The organism is Mitsuokella multacida DSM 20544 (assembly GCF_000155955.1).
In the GTDB taxonomy this organism is placed as follows: domain Bacteria; phylum Bacillota; class Negativicutes; order Selenomonadales; family Selenomonadaceae; genus Mitsuokella; species Mitsuokella multacida.
The window spans coordinates 899,085-917,253 of record NZ_GG697141.2 but is presented as its reverse complement, the minus strand read 5'-3'; the positions used below and the strand labels follow the sequence as shown (position 1 = coordinate 917,253).

Annotated in this window: 16 protein-coding genes; 5 read left to right on the top strand and 11 right to left on the bottom strand. The window is 59.8% G+C overall.

Translation table 11 applies throughout. The features are described 5' to 3' along the window. Positions 1-36: 36 nt before the first annotated feature. On the bottom strand, positions 37-1,308 hold the full coding sequence (gene dcuC, locus MITSMUL_RS04285) for a C4-dicarboxylate transporter DcuC (protein ID WP_005840269.1): 1,272 nt from the start codon (positions 1,306-1,308) through the stop codon (positions 37-39). 223 nt (positions 1,309-1,531) lie between these two features. On the opposite strand from dcuC, the gene MITSMUL_RS04280 reads away from it, so the two are divergent. Next, the gene (locus MITSMUL_RS04280; RefSeq protein ID WP_005840267.1) at positions 1,532-1,996 is read left to right on the top strand and encodes a low molecular weight protein-tyrosine-phosphatase; all 465 of its coding nucleotides are present in this window, start codon (positions 1,532-1,534) and stop codon (positions 1,994-1,996) included. Between the two features lie 69 nt (positions 1,997-2,065). Here MITSMUL_RS04280 and rbr read toward each other — a convergent pair whose 3' ends face one another. From rbr to MITSMUL_RS04265, 3 genes are all read right to left on the bottom strand, one after another. Continuing rightward, the gene (gene rbr, locus MITSMUL_RS04275; RefSeq protein ID WP_005840266.1) at positions 2,066-2,614 is read right to left on the bottom strand and encodes a rubrerythrin; all 549 of its coding nucleotides are present in this window, start codon (positions 2,612-2,614) and stop codon (positions 2,066-2,068) included. A 141-nt stretch (positions 2,615-2,755) separates the two neighbouring features. Then, positions 2,756-3,340: a hypothetical protein gene (locus MITSMUL_RS04270; RefSeq protein ID WP_005840264.1), complete on the bottom strand. Its 585-nt coding sequence runs from the start codon at positions 3,338-3,340 to the stop codon at positions 2,756-2,758. A gap of 40 nt (positions 3,341-3,380) precedes the next feature. Beyond that, entirely contained in the window at positions 3,381-4,337 is a 957-nt protein-coding gene (locus MITSMUL_RS04265; RefSeq protein WP_005840262.1) for a LysR family transcriptional regulator, read from the bottom strand. Positions 4,338-4,483: 146 nt separating this feature from the next. Here MITSMUL_RS04265 and MITSMUL_RS04260 point away from each other — a divergent pair, with 146 nt between their 5' ends. Next, positions 4,484-5,494, top strand: a complete 1,011-nt coding sequence (locus tag MITSMUL_RS04260; protein ID WP_005840260.1) for a YeiH family protein — start codon at positions 4,484-4,486, stop codon at positions 5,492-5,494. Positions 5,495-5,576: 82 nt separating this feature from the next. Further along, positions 5,577-5,804, top strand: a complete 228-nt coding sequence (locus MITSMUL_RS04255; RefSeq protein WP_005840259.1) for a hypothetical protein — start codon at positions 5,577-5,579, stop codon at positions 5,802-5,804. A gap of 46 nt (positions 5,805-5,850) precedes the next feature. Here the strand turns inward: MITSMUL_RS04255 and MITSMUL_RS04250 are convergent, their stop codons facing one another. Continuing rightward, entirely contained in the window at positions 5,851-7,740 is a 1,890-nt protein-coding gene (locus MITSMUL_RS04250) for a M48 family metalloprotease (protein ID WP_005840256.1), read from the bottom strand. A gap of 172 nt (positions 7,741-7,912) precedes the next feature. Here MITSMUL_RS04250 and MITSMUL_RS04245 point away from each other — a divergent pair, with 172 nt between their 5' ends. Continuing rightward, positions 7,913-9,241, top strand: coding sequence for a threonine/serine exporter family protein (locus MITSMUL_RS04245; RefSeq protein ID WP_040635452.1), 1,329 nt, complete (start codon positions 7,913-7,915; stop codon positions 9,239-9,241). Between the two features lie 149 nt (positions 9,242-9,390). Then, the gene (locus tag MITSMUL_RS04240; RefSeq protein WP_005840254.1) at positions 9,391-10,935 is read left to right on the top strand and encodes an SLC13 family permease; all 1,545 of its coding nucleotides are present in this window, start codon (positions 9,391-9,393) and stop codon (positions 10,933-10,935) included. Between the two features lie 70 nt (positions 10,936-11,005). On the opposite strand, the gene MITSMUL_RS04235 is transcribed toward MITSMUL_RS04240, so the two are convergent. The 6 genes from MITSMUL_RS04235 to fdhD all read right to left on the bottom strand — a co-directional run bounded on the left by MITSMUL_RS04235 (position 11,006) and on the right by fdhD (position 18,089). Continuing rightward, positions 11,006-11,587 carry a hypothetical protein gene (locus MITSMUL_RS04235; RefSeq protein ID WP_040635450.1) on the bottom strand — a complete coding sequence of 194 codons (582 nt, stop codon included), beginning with the start codon at positions 11,585-11,587 and terminating at the stop codon, positions 11,006-11,008. A 155-nt stretch (positions 11,588-11,742) separates the two neighbouring features. Then, a complete protein-coding gene (locus MITSMUL_RS04230; protein WP_005840252.1) occupies positions 11,743-12,426 on the bottom strand; it encodes a formate dehydrogenase subunit gamma in 684 nt (227 codons plus the stop codon). Next, the gene (locus tag MITSMUL_RS04225) at positions 12,426-13,238 is read right to left on the bottom strand and encodes a 4Fe-4S dicluster domain-containing protein (protein ID WP_005840251.1); all 813 of its coding nucleotides are present in this window, start codon (positions 13,236-13,238) and stop codon (positions 12,426-12,428) included. The genes MITSMUL_RS04230 and MITSMUL_RS04225 overlap by 1 nt, the downstream gene beginning before the upstream one ends. Continuing rightward, positions 13,239-14,168 carry a formate dehydrogenase accessory protein FdhE gene (locus MITSMUL_RS12085; protein ID WP_050751635.1) on the bottom strand — a complete coding sequence of 310 codons (930 nt, stop codon included), beginning with the start codon at positions 14,166-14,168 and terminating at the stop codon, positions 13,239-13,241. It lies immediately after the preceding gene. A gap of 16 nt (positions 14,169-14,184) precedes the next feature. Continuing rightward, on the bottom strand, positions 14,185-17,202 hold the full coding sequence (gene fdnG, locus MITSMUL_RS04215) for a formate dehydrogenase-N subunit alpha (protein WP_005840247.1): 3,018 nt from the start codon (positions 17,200-17,202) through the stop codon (positions 14,185-14,187). Positions 17,203-17,288: 86 nt separating this feature from the next. Then, positions 17,289-18,089: a formate dehydrogenase accessory sulfurtransferase FdhD gene (gene fdhD, locus MITSMUL_RS04210; RefSeq protein WP_005840246.1), complete on the bottom strand. Its 801-nt coding sequence runs from the start codon at positions 18,087-18,089 to the stop codon at positions 17,289-17,291. Positions 18,090-18,169: the final 80 nt, after the last annotated feature.

The following is an 18,169-nucleotide window of genomic DNA, read 5'->3' as shown; positions in this document are numbered from 1 at the left end:
CCTGTATGATGATGGCAAAGCATCATCTGAGATTCATTATAACAGAAGCATCAACACAATGGCAGATGCCAGGCATGGCAGGGCATTGCGCTTCGACACCTCGATCGGGTTGACCTTGGCGAGGCCGGCGCAGATGATGGCAGCGCCAGCAATCGGCGACATCGAGCGGCCCATCGCGCCCGCGATCTGCGCGAGCGAGCCGAGGTCCATGATGGACAGGCCAAACTGCTCCGCAAACGGCGTGATGGCGCCGTTGAAGGCAAAGGCCGCCGCATCACCGGAACCCGAGATGACAGCGATGAAGAAGGGGCCGAACGTGCCGGCTGCAGCCGCAGCGGCCTGCGAGCCCTCCATGAGCTCCGTCAGCGCACCCGTGAGGCCGATGGCCGTCATGCCCGTCGTGAAGACGCTCGCGCAGACGATGAGGCCGATGACATCGGCATAGGCATTGCCCATGCCCTCAAAGAATTTGCGGCAGATCTCCTGCGCATCCTTCAATGTGACAAGGAAGCCCAGCGCGACGCCGATGAGCATCGACAGCGGCACGCTGATCTCCGGCAGCAGGCCGACCTGCTTCGAACCGAGGATCAAGAGGAACAGCGGCACGAGCGGCACGATGGCCAGCAGCGGGCGCACGTGGAAGGACGCTTCCTTGACCCCTTCCTCACCGATTTCCCTGAGGTACGCGAGGCGGCGCTCTTCCGTCGCACCCTCTTTGCGCAGGACAGCATAGGCCGTCATGACGACGACACAGGCGATCGAGGCGATGACCGAGGCCGGCGTCTCATTGATGATGACCGTCATCATGTCCGTCCCCGCGAGATCCGCCACGAACGGATTGTGCGCATTGCCCGGGCTGATGGCACTGCCCCAGGTGCCGGCGAGCACCGTCGCCGCCGCCATGGCCGGATGGACACCCGCCGCAATCAGTGTCGGTATGAGGATACTGCCGACAGCAGCCGAGCAGCCCGATGCCGAGGGGATGGCCAGGCTGATCCACCAGGTCAGGAAAAACGAGATCGGCACGAGGATGGCCCGGCCGCGCTTCAGGATGCCCGAGATGGACTGCACAAGGTGCTGGTCGCACGTCGTCAGGCGCATGACGTACGAGAAGCCCATGACCGTACAGATCGTCGGCACGAGCGAATTGTTGACCATCGCCTTCGTGAACGCCTTCATGACATCGCCGGGCAGCCCTCCGATTAGGCACATCAAGAGGCCGGCCAAGAACAGCACGAGCCTCGCTTCGTATTTCTTGACGATCAGCACGAACGTCAGGATGACGATAAGACCTCCAACAAGCAACATAGTGAAAACCTCCGTTCTTACTTGTTTGACTTTTCAGTTGATTGCTATGTATATATTTTATATATTTTCCATTTATCTTTCAATAACTGTAGATAATTTTATTATCCATTGGAGGCGTACATCACCTGATATCGTTCTTGTAATCCTGTATCAAAACAGTCATTTCTTCGCGAAAAATGGCATGCTATAATAAAAAGACAAGCATAGAGAAAGGATTTTTACGATGCAGAAACAGAAACTCCTCTTTGTCTGCCACGGCAACATCTGCCGCTCGACGATGGCAGAATTCGTCATGAAGGACCTCGTGCACAAGGCAGGGCTCGATGATGCATTCACGATCGACTCAGCCGCCTGCCGCCGCGATGAGATTGGCTCGGATACGCACTGGGGCACGAAGCAGAAGCTCCGCGAGATGGGCGTGCCCTTCGCGCCGCGCCACGCGCGCCAGATCACGAGCGCCGACTACGCAAAGTACGACAAGATCATCGGCATGGACGGCGAGAACATGCGCGACTTAGAGCGCCTGACACACGGCGACCCCGCGCACAAGACGGCCCTGCTGCTCGATTTCGCCGGCGAGCACCGCGAGGTCGCCGACCCGTGGTACACCGGCAATTTCGACGCCACCTACGACGACGTCCTCAAGGGCTGCCAAGCACTGCTGGCCTCCCTGATGAAAAAAATGTGACAAGAAAAAAGCCTTCCCGAGAGATTGCTCTCTGGAAGGCTTTTTCAAGATGAGGCAGGCATCTGCTCATCAATAATTCTCGGCGTGAACCTCGAAGAAGCTCTGCGGATGTGCGCAGGTCGGGCAGACAGCCGGTGCTTTCGTGCCGATGACGATGTGACCGCAGTTGCGGCACTCCCAGACCTTCACTTCGCTCTTCTCGAAGACCTGAGCCGTCTCGACGTTCTTCAGCAGGGCGCGATAGCGCTCTTCGTGGTGTTTCTCGATCTCTGCCACAAGGCGGAACTTTGCGGCCAGTGCCTTGAAGCCCTCTTTCTCTGCCGTCTCAGCAAAGCCCTTGTACATGTCCGTCCACTCGTAGTTCTCACCTTCAGCGGCGCTCTCGAGGTTTGCTGCCGTGTCGCCGATGCCGAAGAGCTCCTTGAACCAGAGCTTTGCATGCTCGCGCTCGTTGCTCGCCGTCTTGAGGAACAAAGCGGCAATCTGCTCATAGCCGTCTTTCTTCGCGCGGGAAGCAAAGTAAGTGTACTTGTTCGTCGCTTCACTCTCACCTGCAAACGCTGCTAAAAGATTTTTCTCAGTCTGTGTACCTGCGTACGGATTCTTCTTTTCTGCCATTTCGTTTCCTCCTAATCAATAATTGTTATTTGTTATTTCGAAATTATTATAACACACTCCGTTCAAGGATGTCCAGCAATTTTTGAAGGATTTGTTCGAAAGATTTGAAGGAGATGTTCGCTGACTCCGATTGCGCTGCTTTCAATCCATGCCGATAACCGATGTGACCGCGGGGATGCGGCAGAGTCGCTCTGTACCCGGGTCGTGGTGATGGTATGCGGGCAGGTACTGGCTCTCGATGCGGTAGACGTCGATGTCGAGGCAGGCCGCTGCCATCGCCGCAGCCGGTGCCGCAAGGGCTGAGCCGCCCGTGATGTCGATGGCCGTGCGCCCGACTGAATCCCAGATATCGTGCTGCTTCTTCATGACGCGGTAGAGCGAGGGGATGTCCTCCCCCTGTATGTAGGTACAGCAGAGGCTGCCGTCGTCGAGCCCGAGGTTCTGCTGCAGCAGCTTGACCTGCAGGGCCTGCTCTTTCCGGCAGAATATGTGTACGTTCTGCGGCTCGAAGAGCGCGACCGAGAAGGTCGAGAGCTCCCAGAGCGGTCCCATGAGCAGGAACAGGCCGTAGTAATCCCCCTTCTCCGATGCATAATGCCCGCGGAAGCGCTCCTGTGCCATCGGTATGAGCTCTGCATCGTAGTAATTATCGGCCCATAGCTGTTGTTCCGGCGTTTCCTGAGGCATGCCGCGCCATATCTCTTTCTTGTCTGACAAACTCATCATGCCGCATCCCTCCTGAAAAAACGAAAAACGAATACATGATTTACTCTACAGGAGTATTCGACCCCGCCCCCGCTCTTCCCTGCCTGTCTGGAAAATTCGAGGAATCCTGCTCCCCTGCAAGGGAGCGCAGCTCCTGACAGAACGAAGTGTAGGCATCCGTGTAGATGCTGCCCTTCTCCCAGATGAAGTCGAAGTCGTGCTGCATGGTAAAGCCAGCGAGCGGAATCTCGCGCAATTTGCCTGCCCGCAGCTCCGCCTCGACGGCAATCCGATAGAGAAAGGATATGCCGGCATCGCGCAGCAGGAGGCCGATGATCGTGTGCATGTTGCCGACCTCTGTGTAGTGGATGAAGTCGCTGACCTTCATGCCGTAGAGCGCGAGGTTCCGCTCGAGGATGTTGCGCGTGCCGGAGCCCTCCTCGCGGATCAGCAGCCGCTCCTGCAGCAGGTCGTGGAAGCGATGCGGCGGCATGGCGAAATGGTGCGCGGCCGCGCAGACGCCGATGTAGTCCTCCGTGCTGTAGCGTGTGTGCTCGTACTCTTCCTGCGGGTAGTAGCCCTCGACGAGCGCGAGCTGGATGCTGCCCGCAGCGAGCATCTGCAAGAGCTGCTGCGTGTTGCCGAAGACGAGCCGGACATTGCGCTCTGGATGGGCGCGGAGCATGCGCGCAAGCGGGTCCATGATGGCGTACTCGCCGACCGTCATCGTCACGCCGAGCGAGATCTCCTCGATGCCGGACACCTGGCTCCGAAGCTCTGCCAGGAGCTCCTGTTCATCATTCTTCATCGCGACGAAGCGTTTGCGCAGGATCTGCCCGGCCGCCGTCAGCGAGAGCTTCTTGTTCTCGTAGCGAAAGAGCGCCATGCCATACGCTTCCTCGAGGAAGTGGATGTGCTGCGAGACGGCGGGCTGCGTGATGTTCAAGAGCTGCGCCGCCCGCGTGAAGTTCATCGTCTGACAGACACAGAGAAAGGTGGCAACGCGGAAGTCCAGCATGTGATCTCCTCCTTATCGATAAGATTATCTTATTGATATATTATAATACATCATTTTACATATTCAATCTCCTCATCTATAATTCGGATTGTCGCAATCGCATTGCACGGAAATCTGCAACTATCACGAAGATAAGGAGTCATATCATGCAATTATCCAAGCTCTATTGGCGCCGCGCGAGCATCGGGCTCATCGTGACGCTCGTCTGCTCAATCGCCGGCCAGTTTCTCGCCAAGCTGCCGGGCTTCTCGCTGATCGGCCACCTTGTGCTCGCCCTCCTGCTCGGCATGTGCCTGCAATTTGCGCGCTCGCTGACGGCGGCCGCGCAGCAGAGCACGCCGTTCATCGCCAACAAGTTCCTGCGCGCCGGCATCATCCTCTTAGGTTTCAAGCTCAACCTTGTCATCCTCATGAGTGCTGGCCTCAAGAGCCTTGAGGCCGCCGTCGTCATCGTCGCCGTCATGATCCCGCTCAATTACTTCGTCGCCCGCTTCTTCAAGGTCGAGCACACGCTCGCCCTGCTGACGGCCTGCGGCTGCAGCATCTGCGGCGCGGCGGCCGTCATGGGCGTTTCGGGCGCCGTCCGGGCCAAGACCGACCAGTCCGTCCTCGCCGTCGCCATCGTCGCCATCCTCGGCACGCTCTTCACGCTGATCGAGGTCGGCCTGCAGCCATTCCTCGGCTTTACGGACGCGCAGTTCGGCGTCATGGCGGGCCTGAGCCTCCACGAGATCGCCCATGCCGTCGCCGCCGGCGGTGCAGCCGGCCCCGTCGGCACGGACAGCGCCATCATCGCCAAGCTCTCCCGCGTCCTGCTGCTCGCCCCTGTCGCCATCATCGTCGGCATCCTCGAGGCGCGCCGCTTCCGCAAGCAGGACGGCGCAGGCGAGGGCAGGATGTCCGTGCCCATCCCGTGGTTCATGGGCGGCTTCATCCTGGCCAGCGCCATCGGCTCCTACCTGCCATTCGTCAATGACTTCGTCCCATCTCTCGTCCAGCTCGCCTACCTGCTGCTCGGCATGGCCATGGCCGCCCTCGGCCTCAACGTCAACTTCAGCGTCATCCTCCAGAAGGGCCTGCGCCCGATGGTCGGGGCACTGCTCTGCTCCTTTGTCATCACGGGCCTTGCCTTCAGCATCGTTCACACATTCTTCTAACGGATAAAATACCGCTGAGATACACAAAATATTCTCCGCTTTTGGTATAATAGAGATGAATGCATGGAAGGGAGGAACCATCATGAAAAAGATCATCATGGCCGTCATCACAGCCCTGCTCGTGGCCGTCGCTGTGCCTGTCCTCGCTGCTTCATCCAAGGACAACACCTGCCCGGTCAGGAGCTGCTGGCAGAACAATGCCTCCTGCAACAACGGAGCATATTGCCGGAATGACCGGTCCTACTGCGGGGATGATTCGTACGGCTGCGCGCCAGCCCGCGGTTGCGGTGGCTCGCGCTACTGCCGCTGAGCGGCAACAAAAAGAGATGCCTCATGGCATCTCTTTTTTTATTGCCTTATTTGCTTTTCGCCGCCTTATCGGCCGTCGCAGCACCAGATTTTTTCACGTCTTTCGCCTTGCCCGCATTCGCCTGCTTGGCCTCCTGCTTCTTCTTCCAGGCTTCTGCCCGCGCCTTGTCCTTCTCGGCCTTCTCCTTCTCGTACGTCTTGTAGTCCTTCGCCGAGATCTTCTCGAGGTATTCCGGCGGAATGTGGCGGAATGCCGCAGGGCGCAGGCGGTGGAACTCCTTGTAGTCGGCCAGCGCCGCCTCTTTCCACTCCATCTCATCCTCGATCTGCGCACCGATCAGATAGCTGTAGGGATTCTCTGCATCGACCTTCTTCGCCGCAGCGCAGTCCGCGAGCGCGGCCTCGCGGTCGCCCATCATGCGGTAGATATCGGCGCGGTTGAGGAAGTTGTAGGCGTTCTTGCTGTCCATTGCGACGCCGCGGTTGGCATAGTCGAGAGCGCCCACATAGTCGCCCTCGACCGCCTTGGCGCGGCCGCACATGACGAGGCTCGCCGCCTCGTCATCCAGATTCTTGGCCGCAAACACGCGTGCAAATTCCCAGAGTGCCTGCTTGCCCATGCCGTAGTCGCTGTAGGCGTCGCCGTTCTCGCGCATCTTCTTGACCGCCTTTGCATCGGCCTCATAGACACTCTGGAGCGCCTCAGAATGTTCCTGCCGGCGCGCCGCTTCCGCTGCCTTCATCTTCTCCCGCGCGCCCGAGGAGGCTTCCTTCGCGTAAGCCTCTGCCACGAGCTGCTGCAGGCGGCTGCCGAGATTGCCAGCCGCCACGAAGTGGCGCAGCGGACCGTAGACGCGGTCATCCGTCAGGAAGTCGAGGCCTCCCTCGCCGTCGGGACGGAAATCCCAACCTGAAAGGGAATCGTAGTCGTGGAAGGCCTTAGAGAGGCCGCCCGCAACGTAGTAGGCGTTCTCGACCGTATTGTCGTAGTCATCGCGCGTCCAGTCCACCGACAGGAGGTCCTGCCCGTCGAGACAGACGGTCTTGCGGTCCTTGACCGTCACATGGCCGCAACCGTAATCCGTCATCATCTGCGCCAGGCGCTTCTCGCGCAGCTCCGTCTCCGGATGGTCGGAGAACGTCTCTTTCTCTTTCGCTTTCTCGTCGAGGTCCTGGTACTCGAGCACATTGCGCGTCTCGTACGTCAGGTAGTAGGCCATGCGGTACATGGCCGCCGCAGGGCCGCCCGGATTGAAGCCCGCGCTCGTCATGATGTAGAAGCCTCCAGCATCGGCATCGTACTCCGTCGGCAATGTGACATTCTTCGCGATGGAGTAGCTGGCCAGTGCATTGAGCTTGTTCCAGTCCATGAGGCCAGCATCCATGTTGAGGAAGCTCATGCCGTAGTACTGGGCGACGGCCTTCGCGTAGTTCTTGGCGCTGTGCTGCTCGATGCCGTGCGTCATCTCATGCGCGAGCACGGCCGCAATCTCATCCTCGTCGCACTCGAGGCCGCGCACGAGCGCCCGATTGACGCTGATGTAATCCGTCGGGAAACACGAGGCGTTAAAGTCACTGCTGTTGTTGACGCCCCAGGTGAACGGCAGCGAATTGACCTTGAGCACGTAGTCGCCTTTGCTGATGAGCTGCTCCATGACGCGGTTGACCACTTCGACATCGTGATGGTTCTCGTCCGCGCCGTTCTCATGCAGATCCTGCCGCGCGCTCTGCACCTGCGCGCTGACATCATTGCCGAGCGCGAGGATGCTCGCGAGGCTCGACTTGTAAGCCGCCAATACGCCGAGCGACTGCGCGGCAACGGCCCAGGCATCGACGGCTTCCGCCCGGCTGGCCGGCAGAGCGATTGCCGAGAAGCTCAGCGTGCCGCAGACGAGCGCCGCCAGCAATTTTTTCTTCCAGGAATACAAATAGAGCACCTCCTCTTTTCTACTGCCTCGATTATAGCAAACAGACGGTCGTATGGGAATACTTTGTTGAGTCAATCATTAAAGCGCCTTGAAAGCCCTCTGTCCGCATTGTATAATCTTAATGGTATTTTATCTAGCATAGTCTCTCTTCATGAAGAACAGCAGAAAAGGGGGCAGAATCATGGAGACGAAAGACGAGAAGGTCCTCAAGGAGCCTTTCGCCGAGATTGGCAGGAAGATGCATCTCCTGTTGCACACGGGACAGCTTCTGATGGAGAACGGCGCAGACAGTGACCGCACCGTCCGCGACATGATGCGCACGGCAGCCTACATGGGCATCCCGAAAGACCGCATCCACCAGCACGTCATGTACACGACGCTGATGCTCAACGTCAACGACGAGCAGCATTCCTACACGGAGTTCCGCAAGTGCACGAAGCACGGCATCAATATGACGACCTTGACGGCCATCAGCAAGCTGACTTGGCGGGCACTCGAGAAGAATTATTCCCTGCACGAATTCGAGCGCCATCTCCTGCGCATCAAGAACAGGCCGCGCAATTACCCGGTCTGGCTGACAGCCCTTGGCGCCGGCGCCGCCTGTGGCGGCTTCTGCAAGCTCTTCGGCGGCAGCTGGCTCGATTTCCTGCTCACAGCACTCTGCGCCTTCCTCGGCTTCTACGTCAGGAAGATCTGCGCCGGCTACGCCTTCAATACGTACGCCGTCATCGCCATCACCTCGTTCGCGACGACGATGTTCGCCTGGGCCACGCAGTTCCTGACGGGCACGATGAACTGGTATCCGCTGATCTCCTGCACGCTCTTCCTCGTCCCAGGCATCCCGCTCATCAATGCCGTCGATGACTTCCTCAACAACTTCATCGTCTCCGGCATGACGCGGGCCATCCACACGCTGCTGATCGTCGGCGCGATGACCTTCGGCATCGTCGTCGCCATCCGACTCGGCAATGTCGCGGACTTCACAACGGTCAGCCTGCGGCCAGACAACATCTACTTCTCGCAGGCCATCGCCGCCGCCATCTCCTCGATGGGCTTCTCCATCATCTTCAACATCCCGAGGCGCTTGCTGCCCGTCGTCGCGGTCGGCGGCATCATCACAGTCCTGCTGCGCAACGTCATGGTCCTGCAGCTCGGCTTCTCGCAGACGGCCGGCTCCTTCCTCGGCGCTGCCGTCGTCGGTCTCCTCGCCCTCAAGGCCATCCACTGGTTCCACGCGCCAAACATCATCCTGACCATCCCGTCCGCCATCCCGATGATCCCGGGCGTGCTGCTCTACCGCGTGCTCTTCGCCCTGCTCAACATCCAGGACATCACGGCATCCACACTGCTCGCGATGATGCGCAACGGCGTTGAGGCCATCACGATCATCATCGGCATCGCCATCGGCGTCGCCATCCCGAATATCTTCATCCACCGCTACATCGAGAACAACAAGCAGCGCACGGTCAAAGACCTGCTCGACAAGCGCTATCTCAAAGACGACGAATGATGTAACTATCACCATGCTATCCAACTATTCCTAAAAAGAATCGTTTGGATAGCATTTTTCTATTGAAAAAGTTCAGATATTTCTATATCATAAGAAATGTAACACGCATGCGCAATCATCCCCCAAACCATATCGAAGGAGGAATATCCATGAACAAGATCAACCAAGAAGCCCTGGCCGTCAAGCGCGCAGAGCAGTTATTCGACCGCCGCCGCCGCACGATTGGCCTGTTCGGTGGCCCGCTGCTGGCCCTGCTCGTATTCTTCACCCCGATTGCAGGCCTGACACTCGAAGCGCATAAACTGCTCGCCATCATGGTTCTCGTCGCGCTCTGGTGGATCACGGAACCCGTCCCCATCCCCGTCACCTCCCTGATTGGCCCGACGCTCGCCGTCGTGACGGGCGTCGTCCCGGTCGGCATGGCCTTCGCCGCCTTTGCCAATCCCATGATCTTCCTCTTCATGGGCGGCTTCATCCTCGCGAAGGCCATGATGACACACGGCATCGACAAGCGCTTTGCCTACTGGCTGCTCTCGCGGTCCTGGGTCGGCTCCAATCCGCGCCGCATCTTCCTGGCCATCGGCCTCGCCGCCGCGCTCTGCTCCGGCTGGATCAGCAACACGGCCACGGCAGCCATGATGTTCCCGATCTGCCTCGGCCTGCTCGCCTCCATCAAGGAGATGTTCGCAGCAAACGGCCGCAATATCGACCTCTATGACTACAAGTACGCGACCGGACTCATGCTCATGACGGCCTACGCCTGCTCGATTGGCGGCGTCCTGACGCCAATCGGCACGCCGCCGAACCTCATCATGCTCGGCTTCCTCGACCAGATGTGTGACATCCATGTCTCCTTCTTCGAGTGGATGACCTGGGGCATTATCGCGATGGTCCTCTACTTCATCATCGCCTACGTCGTACTCGCGCGCATGTTCCCGGCCGATGTCACGAAGATCGAGGGCGCGGAGCAGTTCATCCAGGAGAAGATCCGCGAGCTCGGCCACTGGACGCGTGCCCAGAAGAACACGGTCTTCTGCTTCGGCGTCGCCGTTGTGCTCTGGGTCCTGCCCGGCTTCCTCTCGATCGCACTCGGCAGCACCTCGCCGGTGCTCAAGATGTACAACCGCCTGTTCCCTGAGGCCGTCGCCGCCATGCTCGGCGCACTGCTGCTCTTCCTGCTGCCCGTGAACTTCAAGAAGCGCGAGTTCACGCTGAACTGGAAGGATGCCAAGGACGGCATTGAGTGGGGCACGCTGATCCTCTTCGGCGGCGGCCTCGCGATGGGCGGCATGATGTACAAGACGGGCCTCTCGAAGTGGGTCGGCGACGGCATCATCGCGATGATGGGCGGCGAGCCGTCCGCCATCGCCATGGTCGCGGTCTTCTCCGTCATGGCCCTGCTGCTCTCGGAGCTCACGAGCCACACGGCCGCCACGAACATGATCGGCCCCCTGGCCATCACGGCCGCCATCTCCGCTGGCATGAACCCCGTCCCCGTCACGGTCGCCATCGCGCTCTCCGCATCGCTCGGCTTCATGCTGCCGGTCTCGACGCCGCCGAACGCCATCGTCTACGCTTCGGGCTACATCCCCATCACGAAGATGATCCGCACGGGCGTCTACATCGACGTCATCGGCATTGCCTGCGTCACCATCCCGCTCTGCATCTACTTCGTCTCGTGGATCATCGGCTGAGCAACTGAAAAATCGCAACAAAAAAGCTGCACCATGAACATGGTGCAGCTTTTTTACGGTAAAGCGCGTCTCAGTTGTTGATGCGATAATCCTCAAACGAGGCAATCATGCCGGAGTCGAGGCCCGCGATGAGCTCGCTCAGCACGGAAGGCGCCGTGTAGTCGAGCGGCAGGAAGCAATCCTTCGCCTCGTTGTAGTGGCGGCGTATCGTGTTCTCAATCTCGCGGATGGCGCGCTCATTCGCCGAAAGGCCCGACGCATAGTGCGCGCACGAACGGCTGTAGCCGAAGTACGCGATCACGCCCCAGAGCACGACAAAGATCCAGACCGCCATCGCGGGCAGATGGATGCCGACGAGCAGGTAGAGCAGCAGCGCCAGCAGGAAGCCGCCGACAGCCCAGCGCACCCTGGACGGCGGCTGCCAGCATGCCGACTTGAGCCAGAGGTCCGCGAGCGTCGCGTACTTGGTGTCGAGTTCTCCAAAATATGATTCGAGCCGGCGCAATTCTGCGAGCGTTTCCTCCCGCGTCGCAGGGACCGGTGCCAATTCGTTCAAGAGAACGAGTTCCGGCAGCCCCTCGACAACGGGGCTGGCTGCCAAGGTTGCCGGCTCGCCGCAGAAGGGACAGATCCGCGTCCCCGATTCCAGCATACAGCCACATTTCCTGCAGATCATGATGATCCCTTCTTTCTCACTCATTTGTATTCGTGATGCTCATCTTATACATTACTATACGTTTACATTCGCCAGCCCATGAAAAAATCCTGCCGCAGGAAAGCGCGGCAGGACTTGATTTTCATTCTTTTTTATTTAACGATGCGTTCAACCGTCTCGAGTTTTCCCTCTTTCTCGAGGCTGTCAACCCACTTAGCATGGTGATGCTTAGCGTAGCTCTCTTTGACCGTGCCGTCGCGCATGCCCTGGAACGAGTCGGGATTGACGCCGATGGCCAGGTAGATGTGGCCGATGGCAGCGGCAAAGCCGAGATCAGCGCAGAGGCTGTGCAGCGGGATCATCCAGGTGCGGATGGTCGGCGAGATGTGGCCGGCACCGAGCCAGAGCGTGAGGCCCGAGACGACGAAGCCGAGCCACAAGAGTGCCTGCAGCAGGATGTTCATGCGCTCACCGCCGTTGTAGAAGCCCTGCTTCGGCATGCCTTTCGGCTCTCTGCCGATGAGCTCAGCGGGGAACTTCACGAGGAACTTCACATCGTCCTTGTCGAAGCGCAGGACTTCGCGGATCAACGTGAAGATGCCGGAGCGCGCCGTGATGAGCAAGGCGACGATCGGATTGAGGATGAAGATGACGCCGAGGATGTGGTGCATGGTCTGCAGCGTCTCTGCGCCGAACGCCTCGTAGAGGAACAAGAACTTATTGGTGTAGAGCGGCATTGCCGTCAGGAACAGCAGGAAAAACGTCACTGCATTGATCCAATGGAAGTAGATGAACCCCTTCTTATGGCGCTTGATGTAGGTTATGCTCTTAGACATCAATGCTCCCCCTTCCCGTTCTGGTCATCGTCCTGCTTCTTCTTGCCCGTCAGGCCCTTGACGGCAGCGAGGCCGAGCACGCCGACGAGAGCGCCGGCGCCGGCGAGTTTGCCGAGCGGGCGCACGACATCCTTCCAGATGTCGATGGAGACCGGCGTCTTGCTCTGCGGATTGAACCCGTAGACCATCGGTTTCTCCGGCAGCACGTAGATCATGTGGACGCCGCCGACACCCTGCGGATTGTAGACATTGGCATCCGGATGGCCTTCTGCCTTGAGCTCCGCGACGCGCTGGCGCGCGATTTCCTCGATTTCCTCATACGGTGCGAACTGCAGGGCATCTGCCGTGCAGGTCTTGGCGCACGACGGCGTTATGCCCTCTTCGATGCGGTCGAAGCAGAGGTCGCACTTCGTCGACTTATGCGTCTGCGGGTTGATCTTCGGGACGTCGAACGGGCAGTTGGCCACGCAGTAGCCGCAGCCGACGCACTTCTCTTCATTGATGACGACTGCGCCCGAAGCCAGCTTGTCGATGGCTTCTTCCGGGCAGCCCTTCGCGCAGGCTGGGTCGCCGCAGTGCATGCACTGCGTCTTGACGAAGTCCCAGTTGAATTTTCCCTTGTCATCCGTGTGCTCAGTCATGCGGATGAGCGTCCACGTCGTCGGGGTCAGCGTCGCATGCGACTGATACTGTCCCTCAAACGGTGTCGACATGTCAGCCGGCAGGTCATGCCACTGCTTGCAGGCGACCATGCAGGCTCTGCAGGCGCTGCAGCGTGCGATGTCGTGCAGCATTGCCATTTCTTGTGCCATTTACTTTTCCTCCCCTTCATCGGGACCCGGCGCAGCGGCCAGCAGAGCGCTGCCTCTCTTCACGAGTCCCTGCTCCTGACCGGCAAGGTCGAGATGGAGCGTCGCCCAGTCGTGCCGATAGATTTCCTCACATTCGTCCGGACCGTCCGGCGCCGCCTGGTTGATCTGTTTGCATCCCTGATACGTCTTGAGGTATGCGTGGCATTCCTCACAGACATCGAGGCGCATGGCCTCTTCCCCCTCTGGCTCCAGGATCTTCATCTTCTTGAGGTCCTGGTTGCCGCAGTAGACACAGCCGACGCGCGCATACGGCCAGACGGTATGGCAGCCGTCACAGACGAGGAAGCGCGCGCGGCCATGCTGCTCCTTGCGCAGGACGGCCATCACAGGCTGGCGTCCGCAGACCGGGCAGTAGTTGCGCGTCCAACCTGCCTCTTCCCAGACGGCGGCGTCCTTTGCCTCAGCCGGCACGAGCACATCGATGACGGCCCAGCCGAAGAGGCGCAGGCTCGTCTCCTGCAGCCCATGCTCGGCAGCGAGGCGGCGGATTGCCGCATCATCCTGCTGCAAAAGTGCCGTGAAGAGCGCCGTCGCTGCCTCCTGATTGGCCGCAAAGGCACGCAGGTCCGTGAGCGACTGGTGCATCTCCTCCGGCGTCTCGATGTCCTGACTTCCCAGCACGAGCGAGAGAGCGCCGTCGAGCCGCCCGGCAGCAGCTGCTGCCACGCACGGCAGGAGATCTTCGTGCTGCAGGAGAGGCAGGCCGTCTTTCGTCAGCTCCTGCCAAGATTCCTTCGGCGGGAAGGCGACAGGCGTCAGTGCCTCACCGAGCAGTCTCTCGAGCGAGAGATGCCAGCCGCCCGTCTCTTTCAGATAGGCATGCTGCTCGAAGAAGGTCTGCCAGAGCGCCTCCTTTTCTTTATGCTTCAATTCCACTCACCGTCCCTCATGCTTTCTGGACATTGACGAGGCACGCCTTGAACTCCTGCTCTTCCGAGTTCGGGTCAAGCGCATCGTTCGTCAGGTAGTTCGTGCTCGGTCCCGTCGAGAGGCCCTTGAAGCCGAACGAATACGGCATCCAGACCATGTGCGTCTCCTCGCCGTTGACCTTGAGCGGCTGCGCGCGCTTCGTGACCATCGCCTTGACGACGATCTCGCTGCGTGCCGAGCTGACCTTGACCTTGTCGCCGGCCTTGACGCCGATCTTCTTGGCGAGCTGCTCGCTGATCTCGACGAAGTTCTCCTTGACGAGCTCGTTGAGCCACGGGATGTTGCGCGTGACCGTGCCGGAGCACCAATGCTCGGCGATGCCGGAGCTGCAGAGCACGTACGGGAACTTGTCCTTCGTGCCGATTGGCTGCTTCTCGGGCAGGCGCGGGTACTTGATGCACGGGTTGTGCTGTGCATTCTCGTTCTCGTGCATCGCGTTGTGCGTCGGGCTCTCGAACGGCTCGTAATGCTCTGGGATTGGGCCGTCAACCGGCGTCGAGGAAGCGTCGCGCGTCGTGCCGTCCGGATTCTTGTCCTTGTACGGAGCTGCGTAGATGCGGGCAAAGCCCTCGCCGTTCATGCGGAACGGCTTCTGGCCAGCCGGCGTCGACGGGCCGGCCGTGCGGTTGCCGACATCCGGCACATCGTAGCCCGTCCACTTGCCTGCGGCCGCATCCCACCAGACGAGCGGGTGATCCTTGTCCGCCGGGCTGCCGTCTTCGAGGCACGAAGCGCGGTTGTAGAGGATGTGGATGTTGTCCGGCCATGCCCAGCCGAACTGCGGGAAGATGCCGATATTGCCCGGGTCATCCTGGCCGCGGCGCGCCGTCATGTTGCCTTCGCGGCCGTAGTAGCCCGCGTAGATCCACATGCCGGAGGCCGTCTCGCCGTTGTCCTTGAGCTCGCCGATGCCGTTGACGACCGTGCCCGTCGCGACATCGTAACCGCTGATCTCCTTCATGATGTCCTCGAGGTAGTGGTCCTTGCGGTAGTTCCACGTCATGAACTTGATCGGCTCGTCCTTCTTGTCTGTGGAGTCCGCATAGAGCTCGCGGATGCGCTTCCAGAGCATGTCGTTGATCTCGTAGTCCGGCTTCGAGTCGCCGAGTACATCCGGGCCCTTCATGCGCCACTGGATCAGGCGCATCGAGTTCGTGATGGAGCCTTCGCGCTCGAGGTAGGAGCAGGCCGGCAGGAAGATGACTTCCGTCTGGATGTCTGCCGGGTTGTCGCCCGGGCGGTTCCAGAACTCAGCCGTCTCATTGACGAAGATATCCTGCACGACGAGGGAATCCATCTTGCAGAGGCCGTCGTGGACGAGGCCTGCGTTGGCGTTCGTGACATGTGGGTTCTGGCCGCAGAGGTAGAGCGCATGCATCGTGCCGCGCCAAGCGTCCTCGAAGATCGCGTAGATGGAGTCCGGATGGTTGCCGTTGCGGATGGCACCGTAGTTGAAGCCGTAGTCGTTCTCTGCCGTCGCGTGCTCTCCGAACCATGCCTTCGTCATGTTGACGTACCACTTGCGGCGGAACGTGCCAAAGGCATCCGTCCACTTCGCGAGCGTGTTCGTCTTGTGCGTCGGCGCAACGAGGTAGCCCGGCTGCATGTTGAACTCGATGCCGAAGTCGGTCGAAGCCTGGACGTTTGGCTGCCCGCGCATGGCGATGATGCCGCCACCCGGGATGCCGATGTTGCCCTTGAGCAGCTGCATGATGGTGAAGCAGCGGATGTTCTGGACGCCGACCGTGTGCTGTGTCATGCCGAGCGCGTACATGATGATGGCCGGACCCTCGTGATTGACCCAGATGTCGGCTGCACGCTGGATTTCCTCTGCCGGCATGCCCGTGACGTTCGAGACCATCTCGACCGTGTAGCGGCTGTAGAATTCCTTGAGACGCGAGAGCACCGTGTTCGGCGCAAAGAGGTCATTGGCCTTCTGCGGCTTGCCGTCCGCGCCGAGCGCATAGCCCCAGCTCTCGCGGTTCGTGTAGGACTTCTTAGCCTCGTCAAAGCCGGAGAACAGGCCGTCGTGGAACGAGAAATCATCGCGCAGCAGGCAGGCAGCGTTCGTGTTGCGCAGGACGTAATCCTTGTTGAACTTCTCACGCTCGAGCATCTGCGAGATGATGTAGCCCATGAAGGCGATGTCCGTGCCCGGACGCAGCTGGAAGAACTCGTCCGCGATCTTCGACGTGCGCGTGTAGCGGACGTCAACATGGACGATCTTCGTGCCATTCTGCTCGCGGGCCTTCATGACGTTCTTGAGGCCCATCGGATGGCACTCTGCGAGATTCGAGCCCTCGATCCAGACGAGCTTCGTGTTCTTGAGGTCGCCCCACGGATTCGTCATGGCACCGCGGCCGAAGGCAGCGCCCATGGCTGGCGGCGTGTTGGCATGGCAGACGCGGGTCTGGTTGTCGATGTAGACAACGCCGAGTGCACGGGCCATCTTGATGTTCTGGTAGCATTCCTCGTTGTTGATCTGCGAACCGCCGATGAAGGACAGGCCGTCCGTGCGGCGGACCTCATACGTCTCGCCGTCGATCTCTTCCGTCTGCTTCCAGCCCTTCTCGCGGGCGTTCTTCATGGCCTTCGCCGCGCGGTCGATTGCCTCATCCCAGCTGATCTCCTCCCAGTGATCGCTGCCCGGTGCGCGGTAGAGTGGCTTCGTCGCGCGCTCCTTCGAGTTCGGGATCACCGCATAGCCGAGGCCCTTGCTGCAGAGTGCGCCGCGGTTGATTGGGCTGTCCGTCGAACCCTCGAGGTTGATGAGCTTGCCGTCCTTCACGTAGCCGATGACGCCGCAGCCGCAGGCGCAGAAGTGGCAGATTGACGTGAACTCACGTGCCCCTTCGAGCTTGAACGTATGAGCTGCTGCCTTGGCCTCCTTGAGGTCAAAGCCGAGGCTGGAAAGTGCCAGACTGATGCCGCCGATACCGGTGGCCTTTAGAAAATCGCGTCTGCTCAAATCCATCTTATCTCTCTCCTTTGATATTGATATATCTATTGATGCAAATGGAACTTATCCATATTACATGCGCGAATGCTCCCCCACACCGGTCAGCAGACGATGCGCTCCGGGTTCGTGTAGACACAGAAGCTGCCCGGTGCCATGCGCGCGACGAGCGTGATGCCGAGCTTCTTGGCAAGCGCCAGCGAGAGCGTCGTCGGCACGGACTTCGCGGCCACGGTGGAGATGCCCATGCGGCCGAGCTTCATCATCATCTCCGACGAGCAGCGCCCGCTGAAGATGATGATCTTGTCCGTGATGTCGACATGGTTGCGCAGCGACCAGCCGTAAAGCTTGTCGAAGACATTGTGGCGGCCGATGTCCTCGCGGAAGACGAGGATCTTCTCCGCCTGCTGGTCCCAGATGATGCCGCTGTGCACGCCATTCGTCTTCTCGTGCGTCGCGGCGAGCTCTGCGAGCAGCTTGTCAGCACAGGCGAGGATATCGCTGGCCTTGAAGCGCACGTCGCGCGGACGCTCGAAGATCTTCTCCGGCTCGCAGTCCAGGATCTCACGGGCGCGGAAGTAGCGCGGGTCCGTCGCGTTCTGCGCCGCCCATGCCTGCGCATCTTCCGTCGTCACGACCGTGGCCTGCAGGTTCTCCTCGTCGATGTCTAGGCGGACGATGTCGTCGTAGGTGCGGATCTGGCCCATCTGCGCGAGGATGCCGATAACGAGATCGACATGGTCGCCCGGCGAGCAGAACGACGTCGTGAAGCGCTTGCCGTTGAGATCGATGTCGAGATAGCATTCCATGGACGTGTACTTATGGTCGTCCACAAAGGCATCCTTCTCTCTCACATAGCGGATGACGGGATAATCGATGAGTTCTTCCTCTCTTGCCTGTGCCATAGCTGCCTCCTATTTATCATTGTTGTAATTTATTATTCTGTATTCGTATCATTTGTTATGATTATCTCACGTCCTCATCT

What these genes read in the sequence shown, in the direction of transcription:
- MITSMUL_RS04245 (WP_040635452.1), top strand. Translation starts at nt 7,913, where the DNA reads ATGGAGACGAAAGACGAGAAGGTCCTCAAGGAGCCTTTCGCCGAGATT.
- MITSMUL_RS04280 (WP_005840267.1), top strand. Translation starts at nt 1,532, where the DNA reads ATGCAGAAACAGAAACTCCTCTTTGTCTGCCACGGCAACATCTGCCGC.
- fdhD (WP_005840246.1), bottom strand. Translation starts at nt 18,089, where the DNA reads ATGGCACAGGCAAGAGAGGAAGAACTCATCGATTATCCCGTCATCCGC.
- fdnG (WP_005840247.1), bottom strand. Translation starts at nt 17,202, where the DNA reads ATGGATTTGAGCAGACGCGATTTTCTAAAGGCCACCGGTATCGGCGGC.
- MITSMUL_RS04225 (WP_005840251.1), bottom strand. Translation starts at nt 13,238, where the DNA reads ATGGCACAAGAAATGGCAATGCTGCACGACATCGCACGCTGCAGCGCC.
- MITSMUL_RS04240 (WP_005840254.1), top strand. Translation starts at nt 9,391, where the DNA reads ATGAACAAGATCAACCAAGAAGCCCTGGCCGTCAAGCGCGCAGAGCAG.
- MITSMUL_RS04260 (WP_005840260.1), top strand. Translation starts at nt 4,484, where the DNA reads ATGCAATTATCCAAGCTCTATTGGCGCCGCGCGAGCATCGGGCTCATC.
- MITSMUL_RS04265 (WP_005840262.1), bottom strand. Translation starts at nt 4,337, where the DNA reads ATGCTGGACTTCCGCGTTGCCACCTTTCTCTGTGTCTGTCAGACGATG.
- MITSMUL_RS04270 (WP_005840264.1), bottom strand. Translation starts at nt 3,340, where the DNA reads ATGATGAGTTTGTCAGACAAGAAAGAGATATGGCGCGGCATGCCTCAG.
- MITSMUL_RS04235 (WP_040635450.1), bottom strand. Translation starts at nt 11,587, where the DNA reads ATGCTGGAATCGGGGACGCGGATCTGTCCCTTCTGCGGCGAGCCGGCA.
- rbr (WP_005840266.1), bottom strand. Translation starts at nt 2,614, where the DNA reads ATGGCAGAAAAGAAGAATCCGTACGCAGGTACACAGACTGAGAAAAAT.
- dcuC (WP_005840269.1), bottom strand. Translation starts at nt 1,308, where the DNA reads ATGTTGCTTGTTGGAGGTCTTATCGTCATCCTGACGTTCGTGCTGATC.
- MITSMUL_RS04255 (WP_005840259.1), top strand. Translation starts at nt 5,577, where the DNA reads ATGAAAAAGATCATCATGGCCGTCATCACAGCCCTGCTCGTGGCCGTC.
- MITSMUL_RS04230 (WP_005840252.1), bottom strand. Translation starts at nt 12,426, where the DNA reads ATGTCTAAGAGCATAACCTACATCAAGCGCCATAAGAAGGGGTTCATC.